At 41.6% G+C, this 24323-nt stretch carries 24 protein-coding genes and 5 tRNA genes; 27 read left to right on the plus strand and 2 right to left on the minus strand.

The window, feature by feature from the left end; genetic code table 11:
- Positions 1 to 14: 14 nt before the first annotated feature.
- Positions 15 to 635: a spore protease YyaC gene (yyaC, locus tag BK582_RS05450; RefSeq protein ID WP_414458010.1), complete on the minus strand. Its 621-nt coding sequence runs from the start codon at positions 633 to 635 to the stop codon at positions 15 to 17.
- 87 nt (positions 636 to 722) lie between these two features.
- On the opposite strand from yyaC, the gene BK582_RS05455 reads away from it, so the two are divergent.
- The 13 genes from BK582_RS05455 (at position 723) to BK582_RS05515 (ending at position 13873) form a co-directional block, all read left to right on the plus strand.
- Positions 723 to 1751 (plus strand): YkvI family membrane protein, encoded by a 1029-nt coding sequence (locus BK582_RS05455; protein WP_078593340.1) that lies wholly within the window; start codon positions 723 to 725, stop codon positions 1749 to 1751.
- 101 nt (positions 1752 to 1852) lie between these two features.
- A complete protein-coding gene (locus tag BK582_RS05460; protein ID WP_078597806.1) occupies positions 1853 to 2047 on the plus strand; it encodes a DUF951 domain-containing protein in 195 nt (64 codons plus the stop codon).
- The gene (locus BK582_RS05465) at positions 2040 to 4055 is read left to right on the plus strand and encodes a molybdopterin-dependent oxidoreductase (protein ID WP_078593341.1); all 2016 of its coding nucleotides are present in this window, start codon (positions 2040 to 2042) and stop codon (positions 4053 to 4055) included. Before BK582_RS05460 ends, BK582_RS05465 begins: the two co-directional genes overlap by 8 nt.
- Before the next feature lie 257 nt (positions 4056 to 4312).
- Entirely contained in the window at positions 4313 to 5413 is a 1101-nt protein-coding gene (gene ychF / locus BK582_RS05470) for a redox-regulated ATPase YchF (RefSeq protein WP_078593342.1), read from the plus strand.
- A 367-nt stretch (positions 5414 to 5780) separates the two neighbouring features.
- Complete coding sequence (locus BK582_RS05475; RefSeq protein ID WP_078593343.1) at positions 5781 to 5960, plus strand: hypothetical protein; 180 nt, start codon at positions 5781 to 5783, stop codon at positions 5958 to 5960.
- Positions 5961 to 6203: 243 nt separating this feature from the next.
- Positions 6204 to 6491 carry a 30S ribosomal protein S6 gene (rpsF, locus tag BK582_RS05480; RefSeq protein WP_078593344.1) on the plus strand — a complete coding sequence of 96 codons (288 nt, stop codon included), beginning with the start codon at positions 6204 to 6206 and terminating at the stop codon, positions 6489 to 6491.
- 42 nt (positions 6492 to 6533) lie between these two features.
- Entirely contained in the window at positions 6534 to 7058 is a 525-nt protein-coding gene (gene ssb, locus BK582_RS05485) for a single-stranded DNA-binding protein (protein ID WP_078593345.1), read from the plus strand.
- 48 nt (positions 7059 to 7106) lie between these two features.
- Entirely contained in the window at positions 7107 to 7334 is a 228-nt protein-coding gene (rpsR, locus tag BK582_RS05490) for a 30S ribosomal protein S18 (RefSeq protein WP_078593346.1), read from the plus strand.
- A gap of 184 nt (positions 7335 to 7518) precedes the next feature.
- A complete protein-coding gene (locus tag BK582_RS05495; RefSeq protein WP_078593347.1) occupies positions 7519 to 8457 on the plus strand; it encodes a YybS family protein in 939 nt (312 codons plus the stop codon).
- 12 nt (positions 8458 to 8469) lie between these two features.
- Positions 8470 to 10440: a DHH family phosphoesterase gene (locus BK582_RS05500; protein ID WP_078593348.1), complete on the plus strand. Its 1971-nt coding sequence runs from the start codon at positions 8470 to 8472 to the stop codon at positions 10438 to 10440.
- Positions 10437 to 10880 (plus strand): 50S ribosomal protein L9, encoded by a 444-nt coding sequence (gene rplI / locus BK582_RS05505; protein ID WP_078593349.1) that lies wholly within the window; start codon positions 10437 to 10439, stop codon positions 10878 to 10880. The genes BK582_RS05500 and rplI overlap by 4 nt, the downstream gene beginning before the upstream one ends.
- A 139-nt stretch (positions 10881 to 11019) precedes the next feature.
- The gene (gene dnaB, locus BK582_RS05510; RefSeq protein ID WP_078593350.1) at positions 11020 to 12384 is read left to right on the plus strand and encodes a replicative DNA helicase; all 1365 of its coding nucleotides are present in this window, start codon (positions 11020 to 11022) and stop codon (positions 12382 to 12384) included.
- A gap of 202 nt (positions 12385 to 12586) precedes the next feature.
- A complete protein-coding gene (locus BK582_RS05515; protein ID WP_078593351.1) occupies positions 12587 to 13873 on the plus strand; it encodes an adenylosuccinate synthase in 1287 nt (428 codons plus the stop codon).
- 96 nt (positions 13874 to 13969) lie between these two features.
- On the opposite strand, the gene BK582_RS27615 is transcribed toward BK582_RS05515, so the two are convergent.
- On the minus strand, positions 13970 to 14296 hold the full coding sequence (locus BK582_RS27615; RefSeq protein ID WP_218190704.1) for a hypothetical protein: 327 nt from the start codon (positions 14294 to 14296) through the stop codon (positions 13970 to 13972).
- A 133-nt stretch (positions 14297 to 14429) separates the two neighbouring features.
- Between BK582_RS27615 and BK582_RS05520 the strand changes: the two genes are divergently transcribed.
- The 14 genes from BK582_RS05520 (at position 14430) to BK582_RS05585 (ending at position 24033) form a co-directional block, all read left to right on the plus strand.
- Positions 14430 to 14504: transfer RNA gene (locus BK582_RS05520), tRNA-Glu, on the plus strand.
- A gap of 362 nt (positions 14505 to 14866) precedes the next feature.
- A tRNA-Met gene (locus BK582_RS05525) sits at positions 14867 to 14943 on the plus strand.
- A gap of 1 nt (position 14944) precedes the next feature.
- Positions 14945 to 15020: transfer RNA gene (locus BK582_RS05530), tRNA-Asp, on the plus strand.
- A 75-nt stretch (positions 15021 to 15095) separates the two neighbouring features.
- Positions 15096 to 15171, plus strand: a tRNA-Phe gene (locus tag BK582_RS05535).
- 15 nt (positions 15172 to 15186) lie between these two features.
- Positions 15187 to 15262 (plus strand) — tRNA-Thr (locus BK582_RS05540).
- 182 nt (positions 15263 to 15444) lie between these two features.
- A complete protein-coding gene (yycF, locus tag BK582_RS05545) occupies positions 15445 to 16155 on the plus strand; it encodes a response regulator YycF (RefSeq protein ID WP_078593352.1) in 711 nt (236 codons plus the stop codon).
- A 4-nt stretch (positions 16156 to 16159) separates the two neighbouring features.
- Positions 16160 to 17980, plus strand: a complete 1821-nt coding sequence (gene walK / locus BK582_RS05550; protein ID WP_078593353.1) for a cell wall metabolism sensor histidine kinase WalK — start codon at positions 16160 to 16162, stop codon at positions 17978 to 17980.
- Positions 17977 to 19350, plus strand: a complete 1374-nt coding sequence (locus BK582_RS05555) for a YycH family regulatory protein (RefSeq protein ID WP_078593354.1) — start codon at positions 17977 to 17979, stop codon at positions 19348 to 19350. The genes walK and BK582_RS05555 overlap by 4 nt, the downstream gene beginning before the upstream one ends.
- Positions 19337 to 20119 carry a two-component system regulatory protein YycI gene (locus tag BK582_RS05560; protein ID WP_078593355.1) on the plus strand — a complete coding sequence of 261 codons (783 nt, stop codon included), beginning with the start codon at positions 19337 to 19339 and terminating at the stop codon, positions 20117 to 20119. Before BK582_RS05555 ends, BK582_RS05560 begins: the two co-directional genes overlap by 14 nt.
- A 15-nt stretch (positions 20120 to 20134) precedes the next feature.
- Entirely contained in the window at positions 20135 to 20929 is a 795-nt protein-coding gene (locus tag BK582_RS05565) for an MBL fold metallo-hydrolase (protein ID WP_078593356.1), read from the plus strand.
- A gap of 180 nt (positions 20930 to 21109) precedes the next feature.
- Entirely contained in the window at positions 21110 to 22333 is a 1224-nt protein-coding gene (locus BK582_RS05570) for a S1C family serine protease (RefSeq protein ID WP_078593357.1), read from the plus strand.
- 153 nt (positions 22334 to 22486) lie between these two features.
- Positions 22487 to 22645, plus strand: coding sequence for a CxxH/CxxC protein (locus BK582_RS05575; protein WP_078593358.1), 159 nt, complete (start codon positions 22487 to 22489; stop codon positions 22643 to 22645).
- A 68-nt stretch (positions 22646 to 22713) separates the two neighbouring features.
- On the plus strand, positions 22714 to 23193 hold the full coding sequence (gene rlmH / locus BK582_RS05580; protein WP_078593359.1) for a 23S rRNA (pseudouridine(1915)-N(3))-methyltransferase RlmH: 480 nt from the start codon (positions 22714 to 22716) through the stop codon (positions 23191 to 23193).
- Positions 23194 to 23283: 90 nt separating this feature from the next.
- Positions 23284 to 24033, plus strand: coding sequence for an SDR family NAD(P)-dependent oxidoreductase (locus BK582_RS05585; RefSeq protein ID WP_078593360.1), 750 nt, complete (start codon positions 23284 to 23286; stop codon positions 24031 to 24033).
- The last annotated feature ends 290 nt before the right edge of the window (positions 24034 to 24323 follow it).

Below are 24323 nucleotides of genomic sequence, written 5' to 3' on the forward strand. Positions count from 1 at the left end.
AATACTGGCAGAGGTCAACTGAAATTTTCCCGCTGTATTAGTGTAGTCAGCCAGCCAGGGGTACTGTCCCGCCAGCGGGCACTGCGTGCAAGAGCTCTCGAAATAATTTCCGCCATTTCCATTACGAAGGATAACCTTGTGTTCTGGAGAACCATAATTTCCATAAAGCCATTCACGTTTACGATGCCGGTAATATGCATATTGCCAACGCTCGGAAGCTGTTTCTGAACGGCCGCACCTGGCCGGACAGGACCATCAGCCACAGTCATATACCCAACACTGGAAGAACGGCCGAGACAGGCATCAATAGCAATAATAAAAGGATTCACATGCTGTGTTTCAATTTTATCAATAGTTTCCTGCAGGTTTTTTGCATGGACAGGCTGTTTCAGAGTCCCATAGACAGTAAAGGAATTAAACCTTCTTTCCTCCAATTTTGTCCCTACAAGGGGACCAAGGCTATCACCTGTTGATCTGTCCGTGCCAATACAAACAACAACAATTTCCCTGGAAGGATCTTTAGGAAAAAACGAATATATTTTCTTAGCCATATCGCTGATTGCTAAAGGTTCTTCAATATGGAAACGAAATGAGTTATTTTTCTTTTGCGGAAAAAGTTGTCCATAAAACATCATACAACCCTCATTTCATAAATAGTAATAACAGTATACGGATAAAATTATTAATCTATACGTCAAATAAAAGAAAAAGAGGGGAAAACTATGTTGTTAGCAGGGTTAAAGTGGATGTTTCTGATTATTGGTACGATGATAGGTGCCGGATATGCTTCAGGGAGAGAATTATGGCAATTTTTTGGTACGGAAAGCACTTTAGCTATCATTCTGTTTTCTATTCTTTTCTTTATTTGCACGTATGTCATTATGGATGTGAGCAGACAGCGAAAAACGAAGCATTACATACCAGTTTTAAGAGAATTTATGGGTGCCAGGTTAACCGGCCTTTATGATGGGATGATTGTTCTCTATTTATTCTCCACCACAGTAATAATGATTGCAGGTGGTGGTGCGACTCTGGAAGTCCTTCATATCCCGTACTGGTATGGTGTATTAATTATCTCGGGGTTACTCGTTATTCTGTTTATCTGGGGGATAAACGGGATGACTTCCATGAATGCTATGATTATTCCGGTCCTGATTACATTTTTATTAGGCACTTTATTTGTTTTTCAATGGACTTCGGGGTTTCAGCTTCATGTAGACGCAGGTAAGCAGAGTAACTGGCCTTCAGCCTTTACATTTACTGCCTTGAATATTCTCCCCTTAGTAGCTGTACTTGCAGCAATTGGCCATAAAATTAACCATAAAGGAGAATTATGGATTGCAAGTCTGGGAAGTGCCCTGCTCCTTGGATTTATATCATTTCTGTATAACGAGTCTTTGCTGACTGTAGCTAACGAGGTGATGCTTTATGAGATTCCCTTGTTTGCTATTTTGAAACATTACCCGTACTTCATGGTGCTCGTAATGTCAGGGCTGTTATGGGCGGCGATTTACACAACTGCTGCATCAGGTCTGCTTGGCCTTTGCACCCGAATATCGGAGTATGTGAAAATACCGTTCTGGCAGCTTTCCTTTTTCCTTTTACTTTTAATGATTCCCCTGACAACAATAGGATTTGCGAAACTCATTGGAATTTTATACCCGCTGTACGGCATCTTGAATCTCTATATACTGGCAGCTATTTTACTTTATCCGATTACACACAGATTTGAGGATAAGCCGGTTAGTTAAGGAGAAGATAGAAAATCCATTAATTCTTGTTAGCACATTAGTACAGTGCTGTAGTATAATTTCATAAATATGGTTTTGAAGAAGAAGGGAAGTGTATGATCATGGGAGAGGGCGCTTATGTGTTAAATGATGTAGTAGAAATGAAAAAGCCTCATCCTTGTGGGGAAAACCGGTGGAAAATAATCCGTATGGGGATGGACATCCGGATTAAGTGTCTTGGATGCGATCATAGTGTAATGCTCCCGAGAAAAGAATTCGCGAAAAAAATGAAACGGGTAATTGAACATCATGGGTAAGGAAATTATCACTCAACATATATCAGCCTGCCCCTTAAACTGCTGGGATGCCTGCAGTTTTAAAGTAACTGTCGTAGATGGAAAAGTAAGCAAAGTAGAAGGCAATAAAGAACACCCTGTAACAGAAGGGAAAATATGCGGCAGAGGAAGAATGCTGGCAGAGAGAACAAACCATCAGGAACGGCTGACTGTTCCTTTAAAAAAGGTAAATGAAAGCTGGGAAGAGATAACCTGGGAACAGGCTCTTCAGGAAATAGCAGGTAAACTGGATCATGCTAAAGAGCTGTTTGGTCCCACTTCTGTTTTACACAGCCATGATTATTCAAATAATGGATTACTTAAAAATATTGATGAGCGGTTTTTCAGAGCATTTGGAGGCTGGACGAAGGTAGAAGGTAGTTTATGCTGGGGAGCCGGCATTGAAGCACAGGTCAGAGATTTCGGAAACAGCCTTGCACATGCCCCGGAAGATATCCTGAACAGCAGACATGTGGTTGTCTGGGGAAGAAACGTAGCCAGAACAAATATGCATCTTCTTGGATACTTGAAAAAAGCGAAGAAAAAAGGAATTAAACTCACTGTTATAGACCCTTACAGAAACCAGACAGCAGAGATGGCTGACCACTTTGTTTCTGTCAGGCCCGGGAGCGATGGTTTCCTGGCTGCAGGGATTATAAAAGCTGTCTTAAAGAGTGGCAGAGAAGATTATACATTTATTAAAGAAGCAACTTATGGTTTTGAAACACTGAAAAAAGAACTGGATAGTGTAAGTCTTGAATTCATTCAGAGAACTACAGGGGTAAGCATTGAAGAAATAAACAGACTGGCTGAGATATATACTGAGCGTCCAGTTACAACATACGCAGGGCTAGGCATGCAAAGGTATAAAAACGGAGGGAATACCATAAGGCTGATTGACGCTCTTGGGGCAATTAGCGGCAATATTGGGATTCCGGGCGGCGGGGTAAACTATGGCAATCTGGCTGCAGGCCAAAGCTTTAATACAGCAGAGCTCGCTCTGCGCAGCAAAGAAGCGGAAATCAGAACTTTTACACGAATGAATCAGGCGGAGAAAATTCTTACAGCTACAGAACCGCCGGTGGAAGTGATCGTGGTGAGCAGAAGCAATCCCCTCACACAGCTCCCAAACACTAATCTTGCAGAGAAAGCGTTTAAAAAAGCCGGTACCGTAGTGGTAATGGATCAATATATGACAGATACCGCAGAGGAAGCAGATTATGTTCTGCCAGTCACGTCCGTCTTTGAAGAAGAGGATATTTACTATGCTTCCATGTACCACAGCTATGCGAATTATGGCCCTAAGCTCTCGGAGCCGCCAGGACAAGCTAAGTCCGATTTGTGGATCTGGACACAGCTTGCTGAAAAACTGGGTTTTGGAGAATATTTTAACTACAGTTTAAGTGAATGGCTTTCTATAGGTACAGAAAGTTTAAGAAAAAAAGGCTGGTCTGTAGAAAAATTAAAAGAGCAAGGTTTTTTAAAGCTTCCTGTAAAGGAGATCCCATGGAGCAGCTTAAAGTTCCAGACACCTACAGGTAAATACGAATTCTACTCAAAGAGAGCGGAATCTATGAAAGAAGAAGGAGCTGTCCAGCTGCTGCACCCTTCTGAAGCAGGAGATACAGATAAGGAACTAGCTGAGAAATATCCGTATTTGCTGCTTTCTCTACATCCTTTGCGCTCGAACCACTCACAGCATTATTTACACATTAATGCTAGAGACTATAATGTAATTGAGGTTTCCAGTGACATTGCCGAAAACATAGATTTGAAGAATGATGATAATGTCAGAGTCTGGAACGAACGAGGAGAAATAACAGGCAAAGTGAAAATACAGCCTGGCCTTCACAGCTCGACACTTAATATAGACGAAGGAAGAGGAAAGAGGTTCGGAGGCAGTGTGAATGTCCTTACCCCGCATGGAGAATCGGATATGGGGCAAGGGAGTATCTTATATGACTGCCGGGTTAGTATAGAAAAGGCCTGAAACACAGATAACAGATTAAAAGATTCCTAACTCAAGGATTCCTTTAAAGCACCGGGAGCAAAAAAGCTCCCAGTGCCCGGAGGAAGCCTTGTTTTTTTTATTAAGTATCTCTATAATTGGTAAGGATGCGGTAACATCACTGAAATTTACCACATTAATATGAAATAGATTCATTTAAGATAAATAAATAAATTAAATTGCCGTTTATTTTGTTCATAGAGAGAAATTAAACAGCTTAATATAAAGGAGTATGAATTATGGCATTAACAACTGGAATCGTCGGTCTGCCTAACGTAGGCAAGTCAACGTTATTTAATGCAATTACACAGGCAGGGGCAGAGTCTGCCAACTATCCGTTTTGTACAATCGACCCAAACGTAGGTATTGTAGAAGTGCCGGATCATCGTCTGGACAAACTTACGGAATTAGTAGAACCTGAAAAAACAGTGCCAACTGCGTTTGAATTCACTGACATTGCTGGTATCGTTGAGGGAGCCAGTAAAGGGGAAGGGCTGGGAAATAAGTTCCTGTCCCATATCAGGCAAGTAGATGCAATCTCTCATGTCGTTCGTTGTTTTAATGATGACAATATTACTCACGTTTCCGGCAGCGTTGACCCAATCAGGGATATTGAAGTAATAAACCTTGAGCTTATACTTGCTGATTTGGAAACCGTTGAAAAACGAATTGGTAAAGTTGAAAAACAGGCTAAACAAAAAGATAAAGAGTCAATGATTGAATTTGAAGTGCTTTCAAAATTAAGGGGAGCCTTTGAAGATGAGAAACCGGCCCGAAGTGTGGAACTTACGAAGGAACAGGAGAAAATTGCTAAAGGACTTCATTTACTGACTATGAAACCTGTGCTGTATGCAGCAAATGTCAGTGAGGAAGAGCTGCTTGACGCGGACTCCAATCCTTATGTACAAAAGGTAAGAGAATTTGCTGCAGCAGAAAATTCCGAAGTAATTGTAGTCTGCGCAAAAATTGAAGAAGAAATAGCAGAGCTTGAAGGCGATGAAAAAGAAGAGTTTCTTAATGATCTGGGAATCGAAGAATCAGGTCTCGACAAGCTTATTAAAGCTGCTTATAATCTTCTTGGACTGGAAACTTACTTCACTGCAGGCAAACAGGAAGTTCGTGCCTGGACAATCCGCCAGGGGACTAAAGCTCCTCAGGCTGCAGGAGTAATCCATACAGACTTTGAACGTGGGTTTATCCGTGCTGAAGTAGTATCCTATGATGATCTGGTTTCAGCGGGATCCATGGCTGTTGCAAAAGAAAATGGTAAAGTACGTCTTGAAGGAAAAGATTATGTAGTAAAAGACGGCGACGTTATTCACTTCCGTTTTAACGTGTAAATTAAACAAGTCAAAAGAGACAGGCAGGGGCAATCCTGTCTGTCTCTTTTTGGGTTGGAAGTTTTTTTCAGATTGACCGGGGAGCTTTTCGTAACATTTCAAAGTAAGCACTCATCGGTTGGGACAAATTATTCAGTCGATTTAATAAATAGACGGAAAAACTCCATTTAATTGAATGGATTTCATATATAGGCTTTAAATGAGAGAATTAACGGACATTACTTTTCGATTGCAGCGTAAGACGGCGGTGACTGTCTCTTCCTCTGCTCCTGCGGTTACTCGTCGCAAAAAGAGTTTTGCGAGCTTAGCTCCGTAGAATATCAGTCTAGACAACTCGACGCATTTGCGGTGAAGGAGATGCTCGTTCTTGCGGGAAAAGCATGGAGAAGCTGCAAATCCATTTTTGACGGCGTTCAGCCGGCAAAAATTAGTTGAAGCCGTGCCCGCAGAAAGCGTCCGTCTGAAGCGTAAATCGAACAACAAAGTAACTCAAAACTTCCTCTTATTTCTTCCTAACAACACCTCCAGTCTGCAGAGAACCGGATAATCTCCGCTTATTTTACTTTTAACTGATTACCTGGTGCAGGTTAAAACGGCTTATTTAAAGAAGAGTTAATAGAATCTTTTTGAAAAGGTCCAATGTAGTAAACACTAAATAAATAATAAAAGAAACTTGTATAAACGATAAGCTTCTGCTATAATTGACAATTGCGAGCAATAACTGTATTTTTATTTGCTCCTTGCTCTTATCTGCGAATAAGGGCCTTAGACCAAAAGGAGGTGACGAGACATGCGCAAGTATGAAATCATGTACATTGTACGTCCAAATCTTGAAGAATCTGCAACAAAAGAAGTTGTTGAACGTTTTAACAAGGTATTAGCGGACAATGGCGCAGAAGTCGAAAACGTTGAGGAAAAAGGTAAGCGTCGTTTAGCTTACGAAATCGATGACTTCAAAGAAGGCTACTACGTGCTTTTACACGTAAACGCTCCATCTGAAGCTATTGACGAATTCAACCGTCTGATCAAAATCAACGACAACGTTATTCGTACTTTAGTTGTTCGTGATGACGAATAGATCATAAATAAGTATTATTTTTAATTCCGGGGAGGAGTTCGGATGATTAACCGAGTTGTTTTAGTCGGCCGCTTAACGAAGGATCCAGAATTACGGTATACTGCTAATGGCATTGCTGTTGCAACTTTCACTTTGGCTGTTAACCGTCCTTTTTCCAATCAGCAGGGAAACCGGGAAGCCGATTTCATAAACTGTGTGATTTGGAGAAAGCAGGCTGAAAACGTGGCAAACTACCTGAAAAAAGGAAGTTTGGCAGGTGTTGATGGCCGCATTCAGACACGAAGCTTTGATAATAACGAAGGTCGCCGTGTATTTATGACAGAAGTTGTAGCAGAAAGCGTGCAGTTCCTGGAGCCACGTGGAGCATCTGGATCTGGCGGCGGAAACCGTGAGCAGTATGGTTCTTATGACCAGGGTCAAGGCGGCAGCGGTTATCAAAATACTCCAAACCAGGGATCTGGACAAGGATTTGGCCAGCAAGGCGGTTCATCAGGAAACAGTAATGACGATCCGTTTGCCAATGATGGCAAACCAATCGACATTAACGATGATGATCTGCCATTTTAAAAAAATTAATGTTTTAATATAAAAAATGAATAAGAAGGAGGGGTTCCTATGGCACGTCGTGGTCGTCCAAAACGCCGTAAGGTATGTTACTTTACAGTAAACAAGATCGAAAAAATTGACTACAAGGACACTGACTTACTGAAGAAGTTTATTTCTGAACGTGGAAAAATTCTTCCTCGCCGTGTAACTGGTACTTCCGCTAAGTATCAGCGTCAGTTAACTCGCGCAATTAAGCGTGCACGTACGGTAGCATTGCTTCCTTACGTGAGTGAATAATATAGTAATTAAAAGAAGCACAGCAGTGACGGACCTGCTGTGTTTCTTTTATTCACTTTAAAATTCTCCGGACAGACATATATTACAGTAAACACTCTTAGAAGTTTTTGTTCTTTCAATTACTATCATGCTACAATAGTGAGCGAAACATTAATTTGACCAAACAGGAAACGAGGGAACATCTATGGAACGCTCCCAGCTTATAAAAGAAGGAGCAATCTCATTAGGAGTATATTTGCTTTTTATTTTGATTACCTTGCTTGTGCCGGTGCTGGGCACATTTACATTACTTTTACTGCCGGTTCCTTTTTTACTATTCACCAATAGACATGGTCTCAGGACAGCCATCTTTTTAGCGCTTTTTTCCCTTGCTGTTCTTTTTATCATAACCGGGCCATTTGCACTCCCGCTTATTCTCAGTACAGCTGCAGGAGGAATTGTTACAGGGGAGCTGCTTAGAAGAAAAAAGCATGCGTTTGGAGCGCTGCTTGGGGGCTCTCTTGCTTTTATAGCTGCGATTTTAATTAATTATATTGGATCTATAGTACTTTTAGGCATTAACCCAGTGGGTGAGATACAAAACGTACTTAGGGAATCTGTGGCTGCTTCTGAAGACATGCTTGGTTTTATGGGACCGCAAAATGAAGAAGCGTTTGAAGCCGCATACCAGTTTATTACCCACCTGGGATATATAGCCCCTGTAATGTTTGTTATGTTCGGGGCAGGATACGCTTTTATAGTCCAGTGGATATCATCATTATGGATGAGGAAAAAAAGCGGCTATATCACTGAAAGATTTCCGCCGTTCAGAGAATGGAGCTTTCCTAAGTCGTTTATCTGGTACTATTTGTTAACTTTTATTTTAATTTTTACAGATCCGGAAGAAGGCACAGCTCTGTTTATTGCAACAGCGAACTTAATGCCTCTCCTGGAAGCGGTAATGATCATCCAGGGATTCGCTTTTATTTTCTTCTTTTTCCATAAAAAGGGGAGAAGTGTTGCTTTTCCAATTATAATTATGATAATAAGCTTTCTGTTACCATTGTTGCTTACGGTGGTACGCATTTTAGGTATAATTGACCTAGGGTTTGATTTAAGAAAGCGTATGAACTCACAGAAGTAGGAGTTGTGAAAAATGCCTAATTTCCTTTTAAAAAGATGGCATGGCTATCATGTTATAGCTTTGTTAAGCGTGGCTGTGCTATTCACCGGAATATTAACTTATTACCAATGGCAGATTGGTCTTTTAGGCTTTTTCAGCTTAGCCGTAGTCTTCTATTTTATGATACGGGCAAAATCCCATTTTGAGGAAGATTTATCCTCCTATATCTCCACCCTCAGCTACAGGGTTAATAAGGCGGGGGAGGAAGCGGTAACCAACCTTCCTATAGGCATCGTCCTTTATAATGAAGAAGGGCAGATACAATGGGCTAACCCATATATTACCGGTCTGCAGGAAAAGGATTGTGTTGGGGAACCCCTGGATTTTCTTGGAGACACTTTATCAGAAAAGCTGGATGAATCCGGTAATCAGTTTTTATTTTCAATAAAGGATAAAACATACCGGGTTGTGCATGAACCGAATGAACGTCTCCTCTACTTTTTTAATGTAACAAAAGAGCAGGAAATAAAGAGTTTGTTTGAGCGGGACAGGACAGTCATTGGTTTAATTTACCTTGATAATTATGATGAGGTAACTCAGGGGATGGATGACCAGCTGAGAAGTAAACTTTTAACTAATGTAACTGATACATTAAACCGCTGGTCAAAAGAGCATGATATCCTGCTTCGGAGAACGGCTTCAGACCGTTTTATTGCCGTTTTTAATGAAGCAGCCTTACAGCAGCTTGAAGAAGACCGGTTTACAATCCTTGATACAGTGAGGGAAGAAACCGGTAAAGAAAGCGTGTCATTGACTTTAAGTATTGGTATTGGAAGCGGCGAAACCACCTTACGGGAGCTGGGGAGTCTTGCCCAGTCCAGTCTGGACCTTGCGCTGGGGCGCGGTGGAGATCAGGTTGCCATTAAACAAATTAATGGTAAAGTTCGTTTTTACGGAGGAAAATCAAATGCTGTGGAAAAACGAACCCGTGTCAGAGCAAGAGTAATCTCCCACGCCGTGAGAGATTTTATCTCTGAAAGTGATAAGGTTATGGTAATGGGCCATAAAAACCCTGATATGGACTCTATAGGATCAGCGATAGGGATGCTTAAAATTGCTCAGGCAAACGGGAAGGAAGGCTATGTGGTCCTCGACCGGGATGAAATTAACCAGAGTGTCAGTAAACTTCTTGAAGAGATTGAGAATCATGAAGATCTCTGGGCTCATTTTATATCACCTGAGGAAGCACTTGAAGAAGCGACTGAAGATACGCTGCTTGTCGTTGTAGACACGCATAAACCGTCGCTTGTTATAGAGCCAAATCTTTTAGAGGATATAGAGAGAGTAATAGTCATTGACCATCACAGAAGGGGAGAAGACTTCATTCAGGACGCTGTCCTTGTTTATATGGAGCCATATGCCTCTTCGACTGCCGAACTGGTAACCGAATTGCTTGAATATCAGCCAGTCCCACCAAAGCTTGGAGTACTGGAAGCAACCGCCTTACTTTCCGGAATAATTATTGATACAAAGAGCTTTGCTATTCGAACCGGTTCAAGAACTTTTGATGCAGCTTCCTATCTGAAGAGCAAAGGTGCGGACACTACTCTTGTCCAGAAATTAATGAAAGAAGATCTTGACCAGTATGTTAAAAGGTCAAAGCTTGTTGAGAGAGCCTCCATATATACCGGAGGAATGGCTATTGCAAAAGGGAATGAAGAAGAGTCTTATAACCAGGTTCTTATCGCCCAGGCTGCCGATACACTCCTGACAATGAATAATATAGTAGCTTCTTTCGTCGTCTCAAGGCTGAATGACGGAAGAATCAGTATAAGTGCCAGGTCGCTTGGCGAAGTAAATGTACAGGTTATAATGGAAATGATGGGCGGCGGAGGGCATCTTACCAATGCAGCAACGCAGCTGGATGATATTACTATTGAAGAAGCCGAAGATTTATTGAAAGATAAAATAGATAATTATTTTAAGGGGGATCAGTCGTCATGAAAGTAATCCTTTTAAAAGATGTGAAAGGCCAGGGGAAAAAAGGCGATGTAAAGAACGTTTCTGAAGGGTATGCGAGAAATTTTCTGTTTAAAAACAACCTTGCTATTGAAGCAAACCAGGGCAATATGAAGACACTTGAAAAAAAGCAGGAAAGTGAACAGAAAAAAGCTGAACGTGAACAGGAAGAAGCTGAAAAGTTAAAAGAGGAACTTGAAAAGCTTACTATTGAAATGAAAGCTAAAGCCGGTGATAATGGCAGACTCTTTGGCGCAATTACTAATAAGCAAATTGCAGAACGACTGAAAAAGATGAAAATAAAGATCGACAAGCGGAAGATTGAAATGGACGAACCAATCCGCAGTCTGGGATATACAAACGTAAATGTAAAACTGCATCCAAATGTAACAGGAACTTTAAAAGTGCACGTAACAGAAGAGTAATTAAGAAAAGCGCAAGCACTGGAGGCTAATGCGTCGAGACAACTCAAAGCATCCTCGAGGCGTACGTTGCTGAAGCTGGACATATTCTTAGAAAATTATATTCATTTTTATTTTGCAAGGAAAAGAGGGAAAGAGGATCATGAGTGATTTATTTGCTGATCGTACTCCACCGCAGAATATCGAGGCAGAGCAGGCGGTGATCGGAGCAATATTTATTGATGACCAGGCTCTTGTCACTGCTTCAGAACGCCTTGCTCCGGAGGATTTTTACCGGGCCGCCCATCAGCGAATCTTCACAGTGATGCTGACGTTATCCCAAAGAGGCGAGCCGGTAGACCTGGTGACAGTGACATCAGAGCTGCAGACAAAGAAGTGGCTGGAAGAAGTGGGCGGGGTTTCTTATTTAAGTGACTTGGCAAATGCAGTTCCAACAGCAGCAAATGTAGGCTATTACAGTCAGATCGTTGAGGAGAAGTCTCTCCTTCGCAGGCTTATACGAGTCGCGACAAACATAGCTACTGACGGTTATGCAGCAGATGAAGATGTAGATGCTATACTGAATGATGCAGAAAAAACTATTTTAGAAGTTTCACAGAAAAAAAACTCAGGTGCGTTTATACCGATCAAGGATGTTTTAGTTGAAGCCTTTGATAGGATAGAAATGCTGCAAAACAGTGCAGGGGAGATTACAGGGATACCAACCGGTTTCAATGAACTGGACAGAATTACAGCAGGATTTCAGCGGAACGACCTTATTATTGTTGCGGCAAGGCCTTCTGTAGGTAAAACGGCGTTTGCACTGAATATATCGCAAAACGTCGCGACAAAAACAGATGAGAATGTCGCTATCTTCAGTCTTGAGATGGGTGCAGATCAGCTGGTTATGCGTATGCTTTGCGCTGAAGGAAATATAGATGCCCAGAGACTGAGAACAGGAAAGCTGGAGGACGAGGACTGGGAGAAGCTCACAATGGCTATGGGTTCTCTCTCCAAAGCTGGTATATATATTGATGATACGCCTGGTGTGAAAGTTAATGAGATTCGGGCAAAGTGCCGCCGGCTTAAACAAGAGCGTGGTCTGGGAATGATTATGATAGACTATCTCCAGCTTATTCAGGGGGATGCCAGAAGCAGTGAAGGGCGTCAGCAGGAAGTTTCAGAGATTTCACGTTCTTTAAAAGGACTCGCGAGGGAACTGGAAGTGCCGGTAATTGCCTTATCCCAGCTCTCCCGTGGAGTAGAGTCACGACAGGATAAACGTCCAATGATGTCCGACATTCGTGAGTCAGGAAGTATTGAGCAGGACGCCGATATCGTCGCCTTCCTTTACCGGGATGACTATTACGACAGAGAAAGTGAGAAAAAGGATATTATCGAAATTATTATTGCTAAACAGCGTAATGGTCCTGTTGGAACGGTAGAGTTAGCTTTTGTAAAAGAATACAATAAGTTCGTTAACCTGGAACGGCGGTTTGACGAACAGGATATGCCGCCAGGAGCCTGAGTTAGACAGGCTTCTTTTTTTTGTTTTTCTGACAAGTATAGCGGGATAACATCCACGAACGAAATATGGTAAATATCAATTTAATGTTCGTGTTTTATTGACTTGAGCATTTTTTATTGATAAACTAACTGTGGTTTTCATGTTTAGCGGGTTAATACAAATACTAAAATAAATTATTAATTATAACTGGAGGTGCTCACCTATGCCATCCGTTGTAGTGGTTGGAACACAGTGGGGAGACGAAGGAAAAGGAAAAATCACTGATTTTCTGTCTGAGCAGGCTGAATTAGTAGCAAGATACCAAGGCGGTAATAATGCAGGACATACTATCGTTTTTAATGACAAAAAATACAAGCTGCATTTAATACCGTCAGGAATTTTTTATAGTGATAAAATTTGTGTTATCGGTAATGGAATGGTTATCGATCCGAAAGCACTTGTGGAAGAACTGAAATATCTCCATGATCTTGGAATTGATACAAGCAACCTCCGTATCAGTAACAGAGCGCATGTTATACTCCCTTACCATCTAAAGCTGGATGCTGTTGAAGAGGACAGCAAGGGTGCCAACAAAATCGGAACTACACGTAAAGGGATTGGCCCGGCGTATATGGATAAAGCGGCGAGAGTAGGAATCAGAATTGCCGACCTCCTGGATAAAGAAGCATTTGAAGAAAAACTGGACTATAACCTTCAGGATAAAAACCGCCTCTTTGAAAAAGTTTATGAAGTGGAAGGGTTTAAAAAAGAAGATATCCTCGATGAGTATTTTGAGTACGGCCAGCAGATTGCAAAATACGTGGCTGATACGTCTGTTGTTCTTAACGATGCACTTGACGATGGGAAAAGAGTGTTATTTGAAGGGGCACAAGGAGTAATGCTGGATATTGACCAGGGTACATATCCATTTGTGACATCTTCTAACCCTATTGCTGGGGGAGTAACTATTGGTTCTGGTGTTGGCCCGTCTAAAATCAACCATGTGGTCGGTGTTTCTAAAGCGTATACAACGAGAGTAGGGGATGGGCCATTCCCAACAGAGCTCAAGGATGAAATTGGCGATCAAATAAGGGAAACAGGGAATGAGTATGGGACGACAACCGGGCGTCCAAGGCGTGTCGGGTGGTTTGACAGTGTCGTAGTGCGCCACGCACGCCGGGTGAGCGGTATTACAGACCTCTCCCTTAATTCAATTGATGTCCTGACCGGGATTAAGACACTGAAAATTTGTGTGGCTTATAAATACCGTGGCGAGATTATTGAGGAATTCCCAGCAAGCCTGAAAGTTCTCGCCGAGTGTGAACCTGTGTATGAAGAACTTCCAGGATGGGAAGAAGATATTACCGGTGTTAAATCTCTTCACGACTTGCCGCGAAACGCTTTATACTATGTAGAGCGAGTGTCTCAGCTCACTGGTATTCCATTAACTGTCTTTTCTGTAGGTCCTGACAGGAACCAGACAAACCTTGTCAGAGGCGTATTTGGATAGGTTACAAAAATCAGGGGACGGAGCATATTTTCATTCGCTCTGTTCCCTGAATCAATTTCATAATTCAAGATTTTCAACTTTAATACGAAGATTATCTTAAAAGGTTACTTTGTTGTTCGATTTACGCTTCAGACGGACTCGTTCTGCGGGCCCGGCTTCAACATATTTTTTACGGCTGAACGCCGTCAAAATGGATTTTAAGCTCGTGCTTTTCCCGTCGGAACGAGCATCTTCTTCACCGCAAATGCATCGAGCCGCAGGAGCAGAACTCTTTTTGCGACGAGTAACCGCAGGAGCAGGTCTCTTTTGCGACGAGTAACCGCAGGAGCAGGTCTCTTTTGCGACGAGTAACCGCAGGAGCAGAGGAAGAGACAGTCGCCGTCTTACACTGCAATCGTAAAAACGTTCGCCTTTTTTATACAAAGTCTATATATAAATTCATTCACCTGAATATCTTTTAATAACTTTTTCAGAAAAATTTTTTCGAAAAAACTATTGTATCTATTTAAATATAATGTTATGATATTACATGTCGCTAAGAAATGAAACATTTCCTGGCCCGTTGGTCAAGTGGTTAAGACACCGCCCTTTCACGGCGGTAACACGGGTTCGAATCCCGTACGGGTCACCAACTTTACAAATTATTATGGATAGTATATAATTACATCTATCGCTTGTTTCTGTAAATTATATTATTGTCCGTAAGCATAATATCGTCGCGGGTGGAGCAAGAAGCGATTCTTCTCCGAGTAAGCTGCGACTTGTCCCGACGTATGCACTTCGAAGCATAAGCTGGAAGAGAAAGGGACAGAATCACATCTTTGAAAAACATCATCCGAAACTTTCATATCGTCGCGGGGTGGAGCAACGAGCAAAGCATCATCGATTAAACATCGAGTTGTCTCGACGCATTCACATCGAAGCGATACTGTCAGAGGAAGAGACAGTCAAAAAGGCTTCCTGAAACGGCATCGTCCGTAAGCTTAATATCGTCGCGGGGTGGAGCAGTCTGGTAGCTCGTCGGGCTCATAACCCGAAGGTCGATGGTTCAAATCCGTCCCCCGCAACCAAGGTCCCGTGGTGTAGCGGTTAACATGCCTGCCTGTCACGCAGGAGATCGCGGGTTCGATTCCCGTCGGGACCGCCATTTTTATTTTCTCTCATTTAGACAAGCTTAAAAAGAGAGAACCGGGCAGACTGGTTATAATAAATAAATATGTATGGCTCGGTAGCTCAGTCGGTAGAGCAACGGACTGAAAATCCGTGTGTCGGCGGTTCGATTCCGTCCCGAGCCACCACTTTTAACTTAATACGCTGGCCTAGCTCAATTGGTAGAGCAACTGACTTGTAATCAGTAGGTTGGGGGTTCAAGTCCTCTGGCCAGCACCATTACATAAAATCACCTATCCATACTCTGGATAGGTTTTTTTATAAACTCACCAATGTTACCGCAATGTATCTTAATTATGTTTAATATGGTTTACATGATGGAGCAGGATTTTTTTAATATGGTAGAATATAAGGTAAGAAACAGAACAATCTGGTCTGTAATGACTACAGGAGTGGTTTAAATGGATAAACAAAAAATTCTGGTTGTAGACGACGAACAGCCAATTGCTGATATTTTAAAATTCGGGCTTGAAAAGGAAGGCTTTGAAGTTATTGTAGCCAATGATGGTAACGAGGCTGTAGAAAAAACGAAGCAGCATGTTCCTGATTTAATACTTCTTGATATAATGCTTCCTTACATGGATGGTATGGAAGTGTGCCGTGAAGTAAGAAAAACGTATGATATGCCTATTATTATGCTAACAGCAAAAGATTCTGAAATCGACAAAGTGCTTGGACTGGAGTTCGGAGCAGACGATTATGTAACAAAACCATTCAGTACAAGGGAACTGGTTGCCCGTGTGAAAGCTAACCTCAGGAGGAACCAGCGTGCAAAAGAACCTGCCGACCAGGATAAAAAGGACATTGAAGTAGGGCCGCTGCTTATTCAGCCAGATGCATACCTTGTTACAAAGCGTGGAGAACCTATTGAACTTACCCACAGAGAATTTGAACTAATTTATTATCTGGCGAGACATCTTGGACAAGTTATGACAAGGGAGCACCTTCTTCAATCAGTCTGGGGTTATGACTATTTCGGTGATGTAAGAACTGTAGACGTAACAGTGCGCAGACTCAGAGAAAAGGTAGAAGATAATCCTAGCCATCCTGCATGGATAATTACAAGAAGAGGTGTGGGATATTATTTAAGGAACACAGATCAGGAGAATTAAATGAATGGACAGAATTAAGTTTCATAAATCAATACACGTTAAGATTGTGATTATATATGTACTTTTAATTTTGATTGCAATGCAGGTTATAGGGGTTTACTTTACGAGACAGCTGGAAGACCAGCTGGTAAGTAATTTTCAGGAAACCCTGAGTGAGCGTGCAGAAGTTCTGGCATATAATGTGGCTCAGGAACTGGAGCGGGACGAGGAAGAAGCGGAGCGAAGCCTGCAGAGGCGCCTTAATGACCTTTTTACAAGCGTTTTTTTAATGGAGAATGCAGAGGTTCAGATTGTCGACAGCAATAATACCGTAATTATGGTGCATCCCCTTATTCGGGACAGTTCGAAACTAGGGATGCGAACAACAAATGTGAGAATTAAAAGAGCTCTTTTCGGGAATGAACAGCCGGAAATTGTCAGAGACAGTGAAACAGGGCATAGAACGCAAGTGATGGCCGTTTCCGTCAGGTCCGAAAATGAGGATATTATCGGAGCCATATATATAGAAGCTTCTATGGAAGAAATTTATGGGCAAACGAGGCAAATAAACCAAATTCTCTTTACAGGCACTACGATAGCCTTAGTGCTTACAGCCCTTTTAGGTATCCTGCTGGCCCGCACAATTACAAGGCCGATTGTAGATATGAGAAGACAGGCAATCGTCATGGGACAGGGGAATTTTTCACGGAAAGTCCGGGTTTATGGAAATGACGAAATTGGGCAGCTTGCAATAGCCTTTAATAATTTGACGAGCAAACTGCAGGAGGCAAACGCAACAACGGAAGGTGAAAAAAGAAAGCTTTCCTCTGTTTTGACTCATATGACGGATGGAGTAGTTGCAACTGACAAATTCGGCAAGATCATTTTAATGAATAAACGGGCCGAAGAAATGCTTGAGCGTAAACAGGAAGATGTTCTTACCACAGAAATAACTAAAATTCTTAACCTCGATAAATTTATGACTCTGGATGACTTGTATGAAATTAGCGATCCTATATTACTTGATTTTGATAATGAAGATGAAGAGATTATTCTGGAGGCGCACTTCTCAGTCATTGAAAGAGAAAATGGGGACAAAAATGGTTTGATCGCAGTGTTGCATGATGTCACTGAGCAGGAAAAGATAGAAGAAGAACGGCGGAATTTTGTAGCAAATGTCTCCCATGAATTAAGGACTCCGCTTACTTCAATGAAGAGTTACCTGGAAGCGCTGGCGGAAGGAGCCTTAAACGATCCGGAGATTGCACCGAGATTTATAAATGTCACCCAAAACGAAACGGAACGAATGATACGCCTTGTAAATGATCTCCTCCAGTTATCCAAAATGGATAATAAGGATTATCAGATGAATATGGATACAGTAGATTTAACTTCTTTCACTGAGCAGATTATTGAGAGGTTTGAAATGTCTACCAAGAATGCTTCAATAAATTTCAAAAAGAAGCTTCCGGGCAGAGAAGTTGCTGTTTATGGCGACAGGGATAAGCTTACTCAGCTTATGGATAATATTATTTCTAACGCTGTTAAATATTCCCCTGAAGGAGGGGTAATAACCTGTACAGTGAAAGAAGAAAAACAGAGGGTAGTTGTCAGTATTAAAGATGAAGGTGTCGGTATTCCTAAAGAGAACCTTCAGCATGTATTCGACAGGTTTTACAGAGTGGACAAAGCGCGTGCCAGAAACTTAGGGGGTACAGGACTAGGACTGGCAATTGCGAAGGAAATTGTACATGCACATGGAGGTTCCATCTGGGTAAGCAGTGAATGGGGGAAAGGAACTACTTTTTCCTTTAGTCTTCCTAGTGAGGCGGTGAGTGAAGATTGATTATCGAACATGTTAAAACGGTCATTTTGTGGACCCTGATTCTAACCAGTATATTACTCACCTGGCTGATCTGGAACTATGAGCCGGCTTATACAGATTTAGGAGAGTCGGAGTATATTGAAACAGAAGAGATAGGGGAAGAACGATCCTTTTCCGATATCATTTTGCCTGATCAGATAATCATTCATGAAGAAGAAGACAGGTACTGGATTCATCCCTTTAATGAGAACTATGAGAATATCATGGAAATACTGGGAGATGTTGAAGTTAACACCCTTATTAAAGCAGGAAATTCAGCAAGACCTCAGCAGGAGAATATTTATGAAGGACTTGAACTTACATTCCCAGGAAGATTACAGGCAGACTGGTTATTAGAAATGATGGAGTTTAAGGATCCGGCAATCCCTCTTTCTACAGTGGACCGGGTATTATTCTTTGTAAATCCCTCCTCTGCTGATTCTGATGTATCTGTCAGACTGTATTCTTTCGAGGAAGAAGAGGTTTATCAGGCTGGTGCAGGATTGTCTCTTAACGAAATGAACCAGTTGTTTTCCAGCTTTAATAATGAAAGAACGGCTGTAGAACCGCTGCTCCTTGATACATCTTCCGAAGATTTTCCGGAGATTCACTACGTGCCTTCAGAAACTATAAATATGACAGGTTATGTTTATCAAACGAAGCGTATAAGCCCGGACTCTATGATACAGCTTCTTTTCAGTGATCCGAGAAACGTGAAAATGTATTTCCCCGGAAATGGAGAGCAGCAGTATACTGATGGGAACAGGATGATCAATATACTGCAGAGTGAAAGTGAAAGAAACCGAATTCAGATTCTAGATTACTATCACCACACTGGTGCTCAGAATGAACAAAGCGACCGGTCGGCTGTACAAACAAGTCTGGAATTTGTGAACGGTCATTCAGGATGGACTGATAAGTATGTATTAGAAGACTGGCGGGAAAACGGCAACGACCGTGTTTTTTACCGGATGCACGTTAATGGACTTCCGGTCATACGTTCTGGGGCAAACCGGGAAGAGTATCATACGATTCAAATGAGCAGGACAGGGAACCAGATTACCGAATATGTCCGCCCATTGTTTGAACTTCAGGAGGAACTTTCCCAGTCGGAGATAAGCCTTCCCTCATTTGAAGAAGTTCTGGAATACATTGAAGAGGATGATACACTGGTTTTTGAACTTATCGAAGATATAAGGATTGGCCACTATATGATTCAGCGTCAGTCTTACTTTTCTTTTGAACCGTCATGGTTTGTTAAACAACGTGGGACTTGGCAGCAAATTAATATTCGTGACGGTGGAAATGGAGAGCTGATCGACAGGGAGGCGGAACCAAGTGGATTGGAGTAGGACAAAAACTATCTTTATAATTACTTTCCTGTTTTTAAATGTTTTTCTCGGTTATCAGTTTGCAGAGATTAGATCAGCTGAAAATATAGGAGTCCAGACAGAAAGTACCTTTCAGGATCTTATAGAGGAGTATAATATAGAATTTGAAATAGAAGAGGCTGAAGAAACACTTACAGGCTCTCCGATAAGCGGGATACCAAGGGGGATACCGTTAAATGTTCTGGAAGAGGAATATGCTTCTCAGTCGGCAGAACTAATTAACGAAACGCTTCATTCAGTGCTGGAAACTCCGTATCAGCTTACGGAGAATGACATTAGCGGAAGTGTAAATGCTTTTCTTGAGCAGTATGTCTATAGCGGCCAAGAGTATCACCTGGCCGGTTTCAATGAAGAAGAAGGATATCTCGGCCTCCACCAGACCTATGAAGGCAGGCCAATAGGGCATTATGAAGCAGGACCGGATCATATAAGGCTAATGGTAAATGAAGAATTAGAAATAACGGATTATTACCAGACATATATGGTCTTTAATGAAGAAGGCCAGGAGGAAGATCTCCTCACGCCTCAGCAGGTAATTGAGATACTTATAAACAATAATTATATTTCTGAGCTTGATAATGCAGTTATTAGGGAAGCAATGCTTGGCTATTACAGTTTACTGGAAACAAGAGCAGATTTCAGGTTCTATATTCCTATGTGGAGAATCAGGGTTAATGACGAGTTTTTTTATATAAGTGCGATTGAAGGAGAAGTACAACCAATAGATTAGCCGGGGTGGAATTTAATGAGTTTACGTTTCAGTGTGCTGGCGAGCGGCAGTACGGGAAATGCAATATATGTGGAGACCGATAACCAGCGTCTGTTAATAGATGCTGGTTTAAGCGGGAAGAAACTTGAAGAATGCTTTACAAAAGCAGGGCTTTCTCCGGAAAAACTTGATGGTATTCTGATTACTCATGAGCATAGCGATCATATAAAAGGGGCAGGTATAATGGCCAGAAGGTATAACCTTCCCATTTATGCCAACGACAGAACATGGAAAGCTATGAAGAACCATGTTGGAGAACTGCCATTAGACCAGAAGTTCCACTTTGAAACTGGTGTAGTGAAAACTTTCGCTGACATGGATGTGGAATCTTTCGGGGTCTCTCATGATGCGGCGGAGCCGATGTTCTTTACCTTCCATAAGGATGGACGGAAACTTGCGATTGTAACAGATACAGGTTATGTAAGTGAGCGAATAAAAGGCATAACTAAAGGAGCACAGTCTTTCGTTTTCGAGTCAAATCATGATATGAATATGCTCCGTATGGGGCGATATCCATGGAATGTTAAAAGGAGAATACTGGGTGATGAAGGGCACGTATCAAACGAAGATGCGGGTCTGGCTCTGGCTGATATTCTCACAGATGGGCCTGCTAACGTTTATCTTGCTCACTTGAGCCTGGATAATAACATGAAGGATATTGCGAGAATGACAGTTCAGCAGACGCTGGAGGATAAAGGGTTTGCAGTAGGCAGACAAATAAAGCTGTATGATACTGACCCATACAGCCCTACTAGTCTGACTGATGTTTAAATATATGTAATTTAAGAAAAAATAAATGTAATAAAAATGAAATAAATTCGAAGCTATGTGAAAAATTTCCGAAAAATGCACAGAATTATAGACGGCTCACCTATAGAATTAGTAAAATAAATCTACCGTGGGTTAATTACACGACTTTTCTCATAAAGAGACAGAAGGAGGAGGGTTTGGATGGGCTATTATGACAGTCATTATCAGCGGACATCTGCAAATGAAAAGCAGGGGGCCAAAAGGTCTGCTCTCTTTGCTTTTGCTGGTGCAGTGATAGGTGCGTTAATTGTTGTTTTTACCATTCCTGTACTTGCTAATAATGGGGTACTCCCGTATGATATAGTGCCGCAAGGATCTCAGGTGCTGGATACAGCAAATGACGAAATAGAAGAGTCTGCAGAAGACCAGCCTGCTAATACAGTGAACATAGCGATGAGTTCAGAAGTAACAGAAGCTGTCGATGCAGTGTCGGATGCTGTAGTCGGAGTTATTAATATGCGGGACTCTACGGGATTCTTTACGCCTGGCGGAGAAGGAACGGGCTCCGGTGTAATTTATAAAGTTGAAGGTGACCATGCCTTTGTAGTGACGAACCAGCATGTAATTGCCGGTGCTAATGAAATTGAAGTTACTTTAAGTGATGGTTCAAGAGTACCAGCTGAATTAGTAGGGGGAGATATACTTACTGATCTTGCTGTTTTGACTATAAGCGCTGATGAAATAGATACTGTAGCGGATTTTGGGAACTCTGATAATTTAAGGACTGGTGAACCTGCGATTGCGATTGGAAACCCATTGTCTTTTGAAGGATCTGTAACGCTTGGTATTATCAGTGCGACAGAAAGAAGCATTCCTGTGGATCTGAACCAGGATGGACGCCCTGACTGGGAAGCTGAAGTACTGCAGACAGATGCTGCTATAAACCCTGGAAACAGTGGTGGAGCACTTTTAAACATACAGGGAGAAGTGATTGGAATCAATTCGATGAAGATAGCCCAGCAGGCTGTAGAAGGAATTGGCTTCGCGATTCCATCTGCAATTGCACTTCCGGTAATTGAGGATCTTGAACAGTACGGTGAAGTACAAAGACCGCAAATGGGTGTCATGATACGATCCCTGCAGGAAATACCAAGCTATCACTGGCAGCAGACACTGGGACTCCCTGAGGAGGTCCGAAACGGAGTGTATATTGAAGATGTAGAGACAGGGTCCCCTGCCGATAATGCAGGACTCCAGGAAGGCGACGTTATTGTTGAACTGGACGGAACAGAGGTCAGAGACACTCATGATCTCAGGAAATTTCTTTATACAGAAAAATCAATCGGTGACAACATAACTGTAGGTTTTTATCGTCAAGGAGAAAGACAGGTAGCAGACCTTTCTCTTGAACAGCAAGTTTTTTAACGTAAGGAGAGACTTTTGTCTCTCTTTTTTTGTTTCATGATTTTATAAATGTAAACAACTTATCCACAGCTTAGTGTGCATATCACATATGGAGGGTATGGTATACTATCAAATGAGTAAAACAGAGAAGAGTTTTCTGAAGGAGTGGGTAGTATGTATTACAGCTGTGAGGAGCATGTAGAGATTGCTCTTGATGAACAAGTTGATGACTCAGGGATGCCGCCTGAGCTGAAGAAAATAGAACAAAACGAAGAGTTGTCCACAACCTGTTCTTTTTGTGAAAAACCGGCAATATACGCAGTGAAAGAGTAATTCCACAAAATACCTGTGTATATGTGGATAAGTTCTGTGGATAACTACTGGAGTTAGGAGTTTTAGCTTTGAATATTAATATTATTGCTGTGGGTAAATTAAAAGAAAAATACCTGAAACAGGGTATTGAGGAATACAGGAAGAGGATATCAGCATATGCAAATGTGCAAGTCATTGAAGTAGCTGATGAAAAAGCACCCGAAAATATGAGTGATGCAGAAGCAGCCCAAGTTAAAGAAAAGGAAGGGGAAAGGATACTTAGTAAGGTACCTGAGGATTCACACGTCATTGCTCTTGCGATTAAAGGAAAAAAATGGACCTCAGAGCAGCTGGCCAAGGAATTAAACGACTCAGCTTTATATGGAAGAAGCAAGGTAACTTTTATTATCGGTGGTTCCCTTGGGCTTAGCGAACAAGTGTTAAAAAGAGCAGATATACATTTATCTTTCTCCGATATGACTTTTCCTCATCAGCTGATGCGGCTCATATTAACAGAACAAGTTTATCGTGCCTTTAAGATAAACAGAGGTGAACCGTACCATAAATAGAGGAAAAAAGTTGTACAATGCAACAGTTCGTATCGATGTGAAATACTAATATTTCTTGTGCTGTTACTTATGATTTTTGGAGGGAAATACATGAATAAGGTTGCTATTATAACTGGTGCTGGTAGTGGTTTAGGACAGTCTACTGCTCTCCGTTTAGCTAAAGAGGGAGTAAATATCGTAGTAGTAGATGTAAATGAACAAGGTGGACAGGAAACAGTCGATCTGGTTAAGGAGCAGGGAGTTGACTCTTTTTTTGTTAAAGCTGATGTTTCAAAAAAAGAAGAAGTGAAAAATTATGTTGATAAAACAGTAGAACAGTTTGGAACAATTGATTATTTCTTTAACAATGCAGGCATTTCAGGGAGTGGTAAATTCTTTCTGGATACAGAAGTTGAGGAAATAGACACGATTGTAGGCATTAACCTATTGGGAGCATTGTATGGTGTTCGTTATGTAGCTGATGTCATGCTGAAAAATGGTGGAGGTTCTATTGTAAACACAGCTTCAAGTGCTGGGGTCATAGGGCAGGACTCAGTTGTAACTTATTCTGCTACTAAGCACGGCATTGTTGGTATAACGAAAAGTATGGTTGCAGAATATGCTAAAGATGGGTTGCGGGTGAACGCGATTGCACCTGGGCCTACTGAAACCCCTATGGTAAAAGAATTCTATAAAGCAAATCCAGAAATGAAAGCAAATGCAACAGGTGGGATTCCGCAAAAACGTTTAGGTACTCCAGAGGAAGTAGCGGAACTTGTCACCTTTTTATTAACGTCTAAAGCACAATATATTAATGGGGAGGTAATTCGTATTGACGGAGGGTTTACAAATACGAAGTAAACGGATATAGAAAAATGACTATTGATGGTTAAAAATGGGGCTGTCTCCTAAGGTCATTAAATGACCGCGCATAAGGGGGACAGTTCTATTTTCTTCCTTTCCAGAGCACAAAGACCCTATGCGGGAGATCCCGTCAAAGTCCTCCTTAACAGATTGCAGATCTTTAGATATAGCAAAAGAATATATTTTATTACTAAATTCAGAAAAAACAGACTAAAGTCATAGGTCCTTTATTTATTTTTTCCCAATTGCTCCCAAACAAATTTTATTAGTGCTATGATAATTTTGTT

This window comes from Evansella clarkii, assembly GCF_002019695.1.
Lineage (GTDB): Bacteria > Bacillota > Bacilli > Bacillales > Salisediminibacteriaceae > Evansella > Evansella clarkii.

Bases quoted from the DNA above. Each gene is read 5' to 3' on its own strand.
- yyaC (WP_414458010.1), bottom strand. From the start codon at position 635: ATGATGTTTTATGGACAACTTTTTCCGCAAAAGAAAAATAACTCATTT.
- BK582_RS05455 (WP_078593340.1), top strand. From the start codon at position 723: ATGTTGTTAGCAGGGTTAAAGTGGATGTTTCTGATTATTGGTACGATG.
- BK582_RS05460 (WP_078597806.1), top strand. From the start codon at position 1,853: ATGGGAGAGGGCGCTTATGTGTTAAATGATGTAGTAGAAATGAAAAAG.
- BK582_RS05465 (WP_078593341.1), top strand. From the start codon at position 2,040: ATGGGTAAGGAAATTATCACTCAACATATATCAGCCTGCCCCTTAAAC.
- ychF (WP_078593342.1), top strand. From the start codon at position 4,313: ATGGCATTAACAACTGGAATCGTCGGTCTGCCTAACGTAGGCAAGTCA.
- rpsF (WP_078593344.1), top strand. From the start codon at position 6,204: ATGCGCAAGTATGAAATCATGTACATTGTACGTCCAAATCTTGAAGAA.
- ssb (WP_078593345.1), top strand. From the start codon at position 6,534: ATGATTAACCGAGTTGTTTTAGTCGGCCGCTTAACGAAGGATCCAGAA.
- rpsR (WP_078593346.1), top strand. From the start codon at position 7,107: ATGGCACGTCGTGGTCGTCCAAAACGCCGTAAGGTATGTTACTTTACA.
- BK582_RS05495 (WP_078593347.1), top strand. From the start codon at position 7,519: ATGGAACGCTCCCAGCTTATAAAAGAAGGAGCAATCTCATTAGGAGTA.
- BK582_RS05500 (WP_078593348.1), top strand. From the start codon at position 8,470: ATGCCTAATTTCCTTTTAAAAAGATGGCATGGCTATCATGTTATAGCT.
- rplI (WP_078593349.1), top strand. From the start codon at position 10,437: ATGAAAGTAATCCTTTTAAAAGATGTGAAAGGCCAGGGGAAAAAAGGC.
- dnaB (WP_078593350.1), top strand. From the start codon at position 11,020: ATGAGTGATTTATTTGCTGATCGTACTCCACCGCAGAATATCGAGGCA.
- BK582_RS05515 (WP_078593351.1), top strand. From the start codon at position 12,587: ATGCCATCCGTTGTAGTGGTTGGAACACAGTGGGGAGACGAAGGAAAA.
- yycF (WP_078593352.1), top strand. From the start codon at position 15,445: ATGGATAAACAAAAAATTCTGGTTGTAGACGACGAACAGCCAATTGCT.
- walK (WP_078593353.1), top strand. From the start codon at position 16,160: ATGGACAGAATTAAGTTTCATAAATCAATACACGTTAAGATTGTGATT.
- BK582_RS05565 (WP_078593356.1), top strand. From the start codon at position 20,135: ATGAGTTTACGTTTCAGTGTGCTGGCGAGCGGCAGTACGGGAAATGCA.
- BK582_RS05570 (WP_078593357.1), top strand. From the start codon at position 21,110: ATGGGCTATTATGACAGTCATTATCAGCGGACATCTGCAAATGAAAAG.
- BK582_RS05575 (WP_078593358.1), top strand. From the start codon at position 22,487: ATGTATTACAGCTGTGAGGAGCATGTAGAGATTGCTCTTGATGAACAA.
- BK582_RS05585 (WP_078593360.1), top strand. From the start codon at position 23,284: ATGAATAAGGTTGCTATTATAACTGGTGCTGGTAGTGGTTTAGGACAG.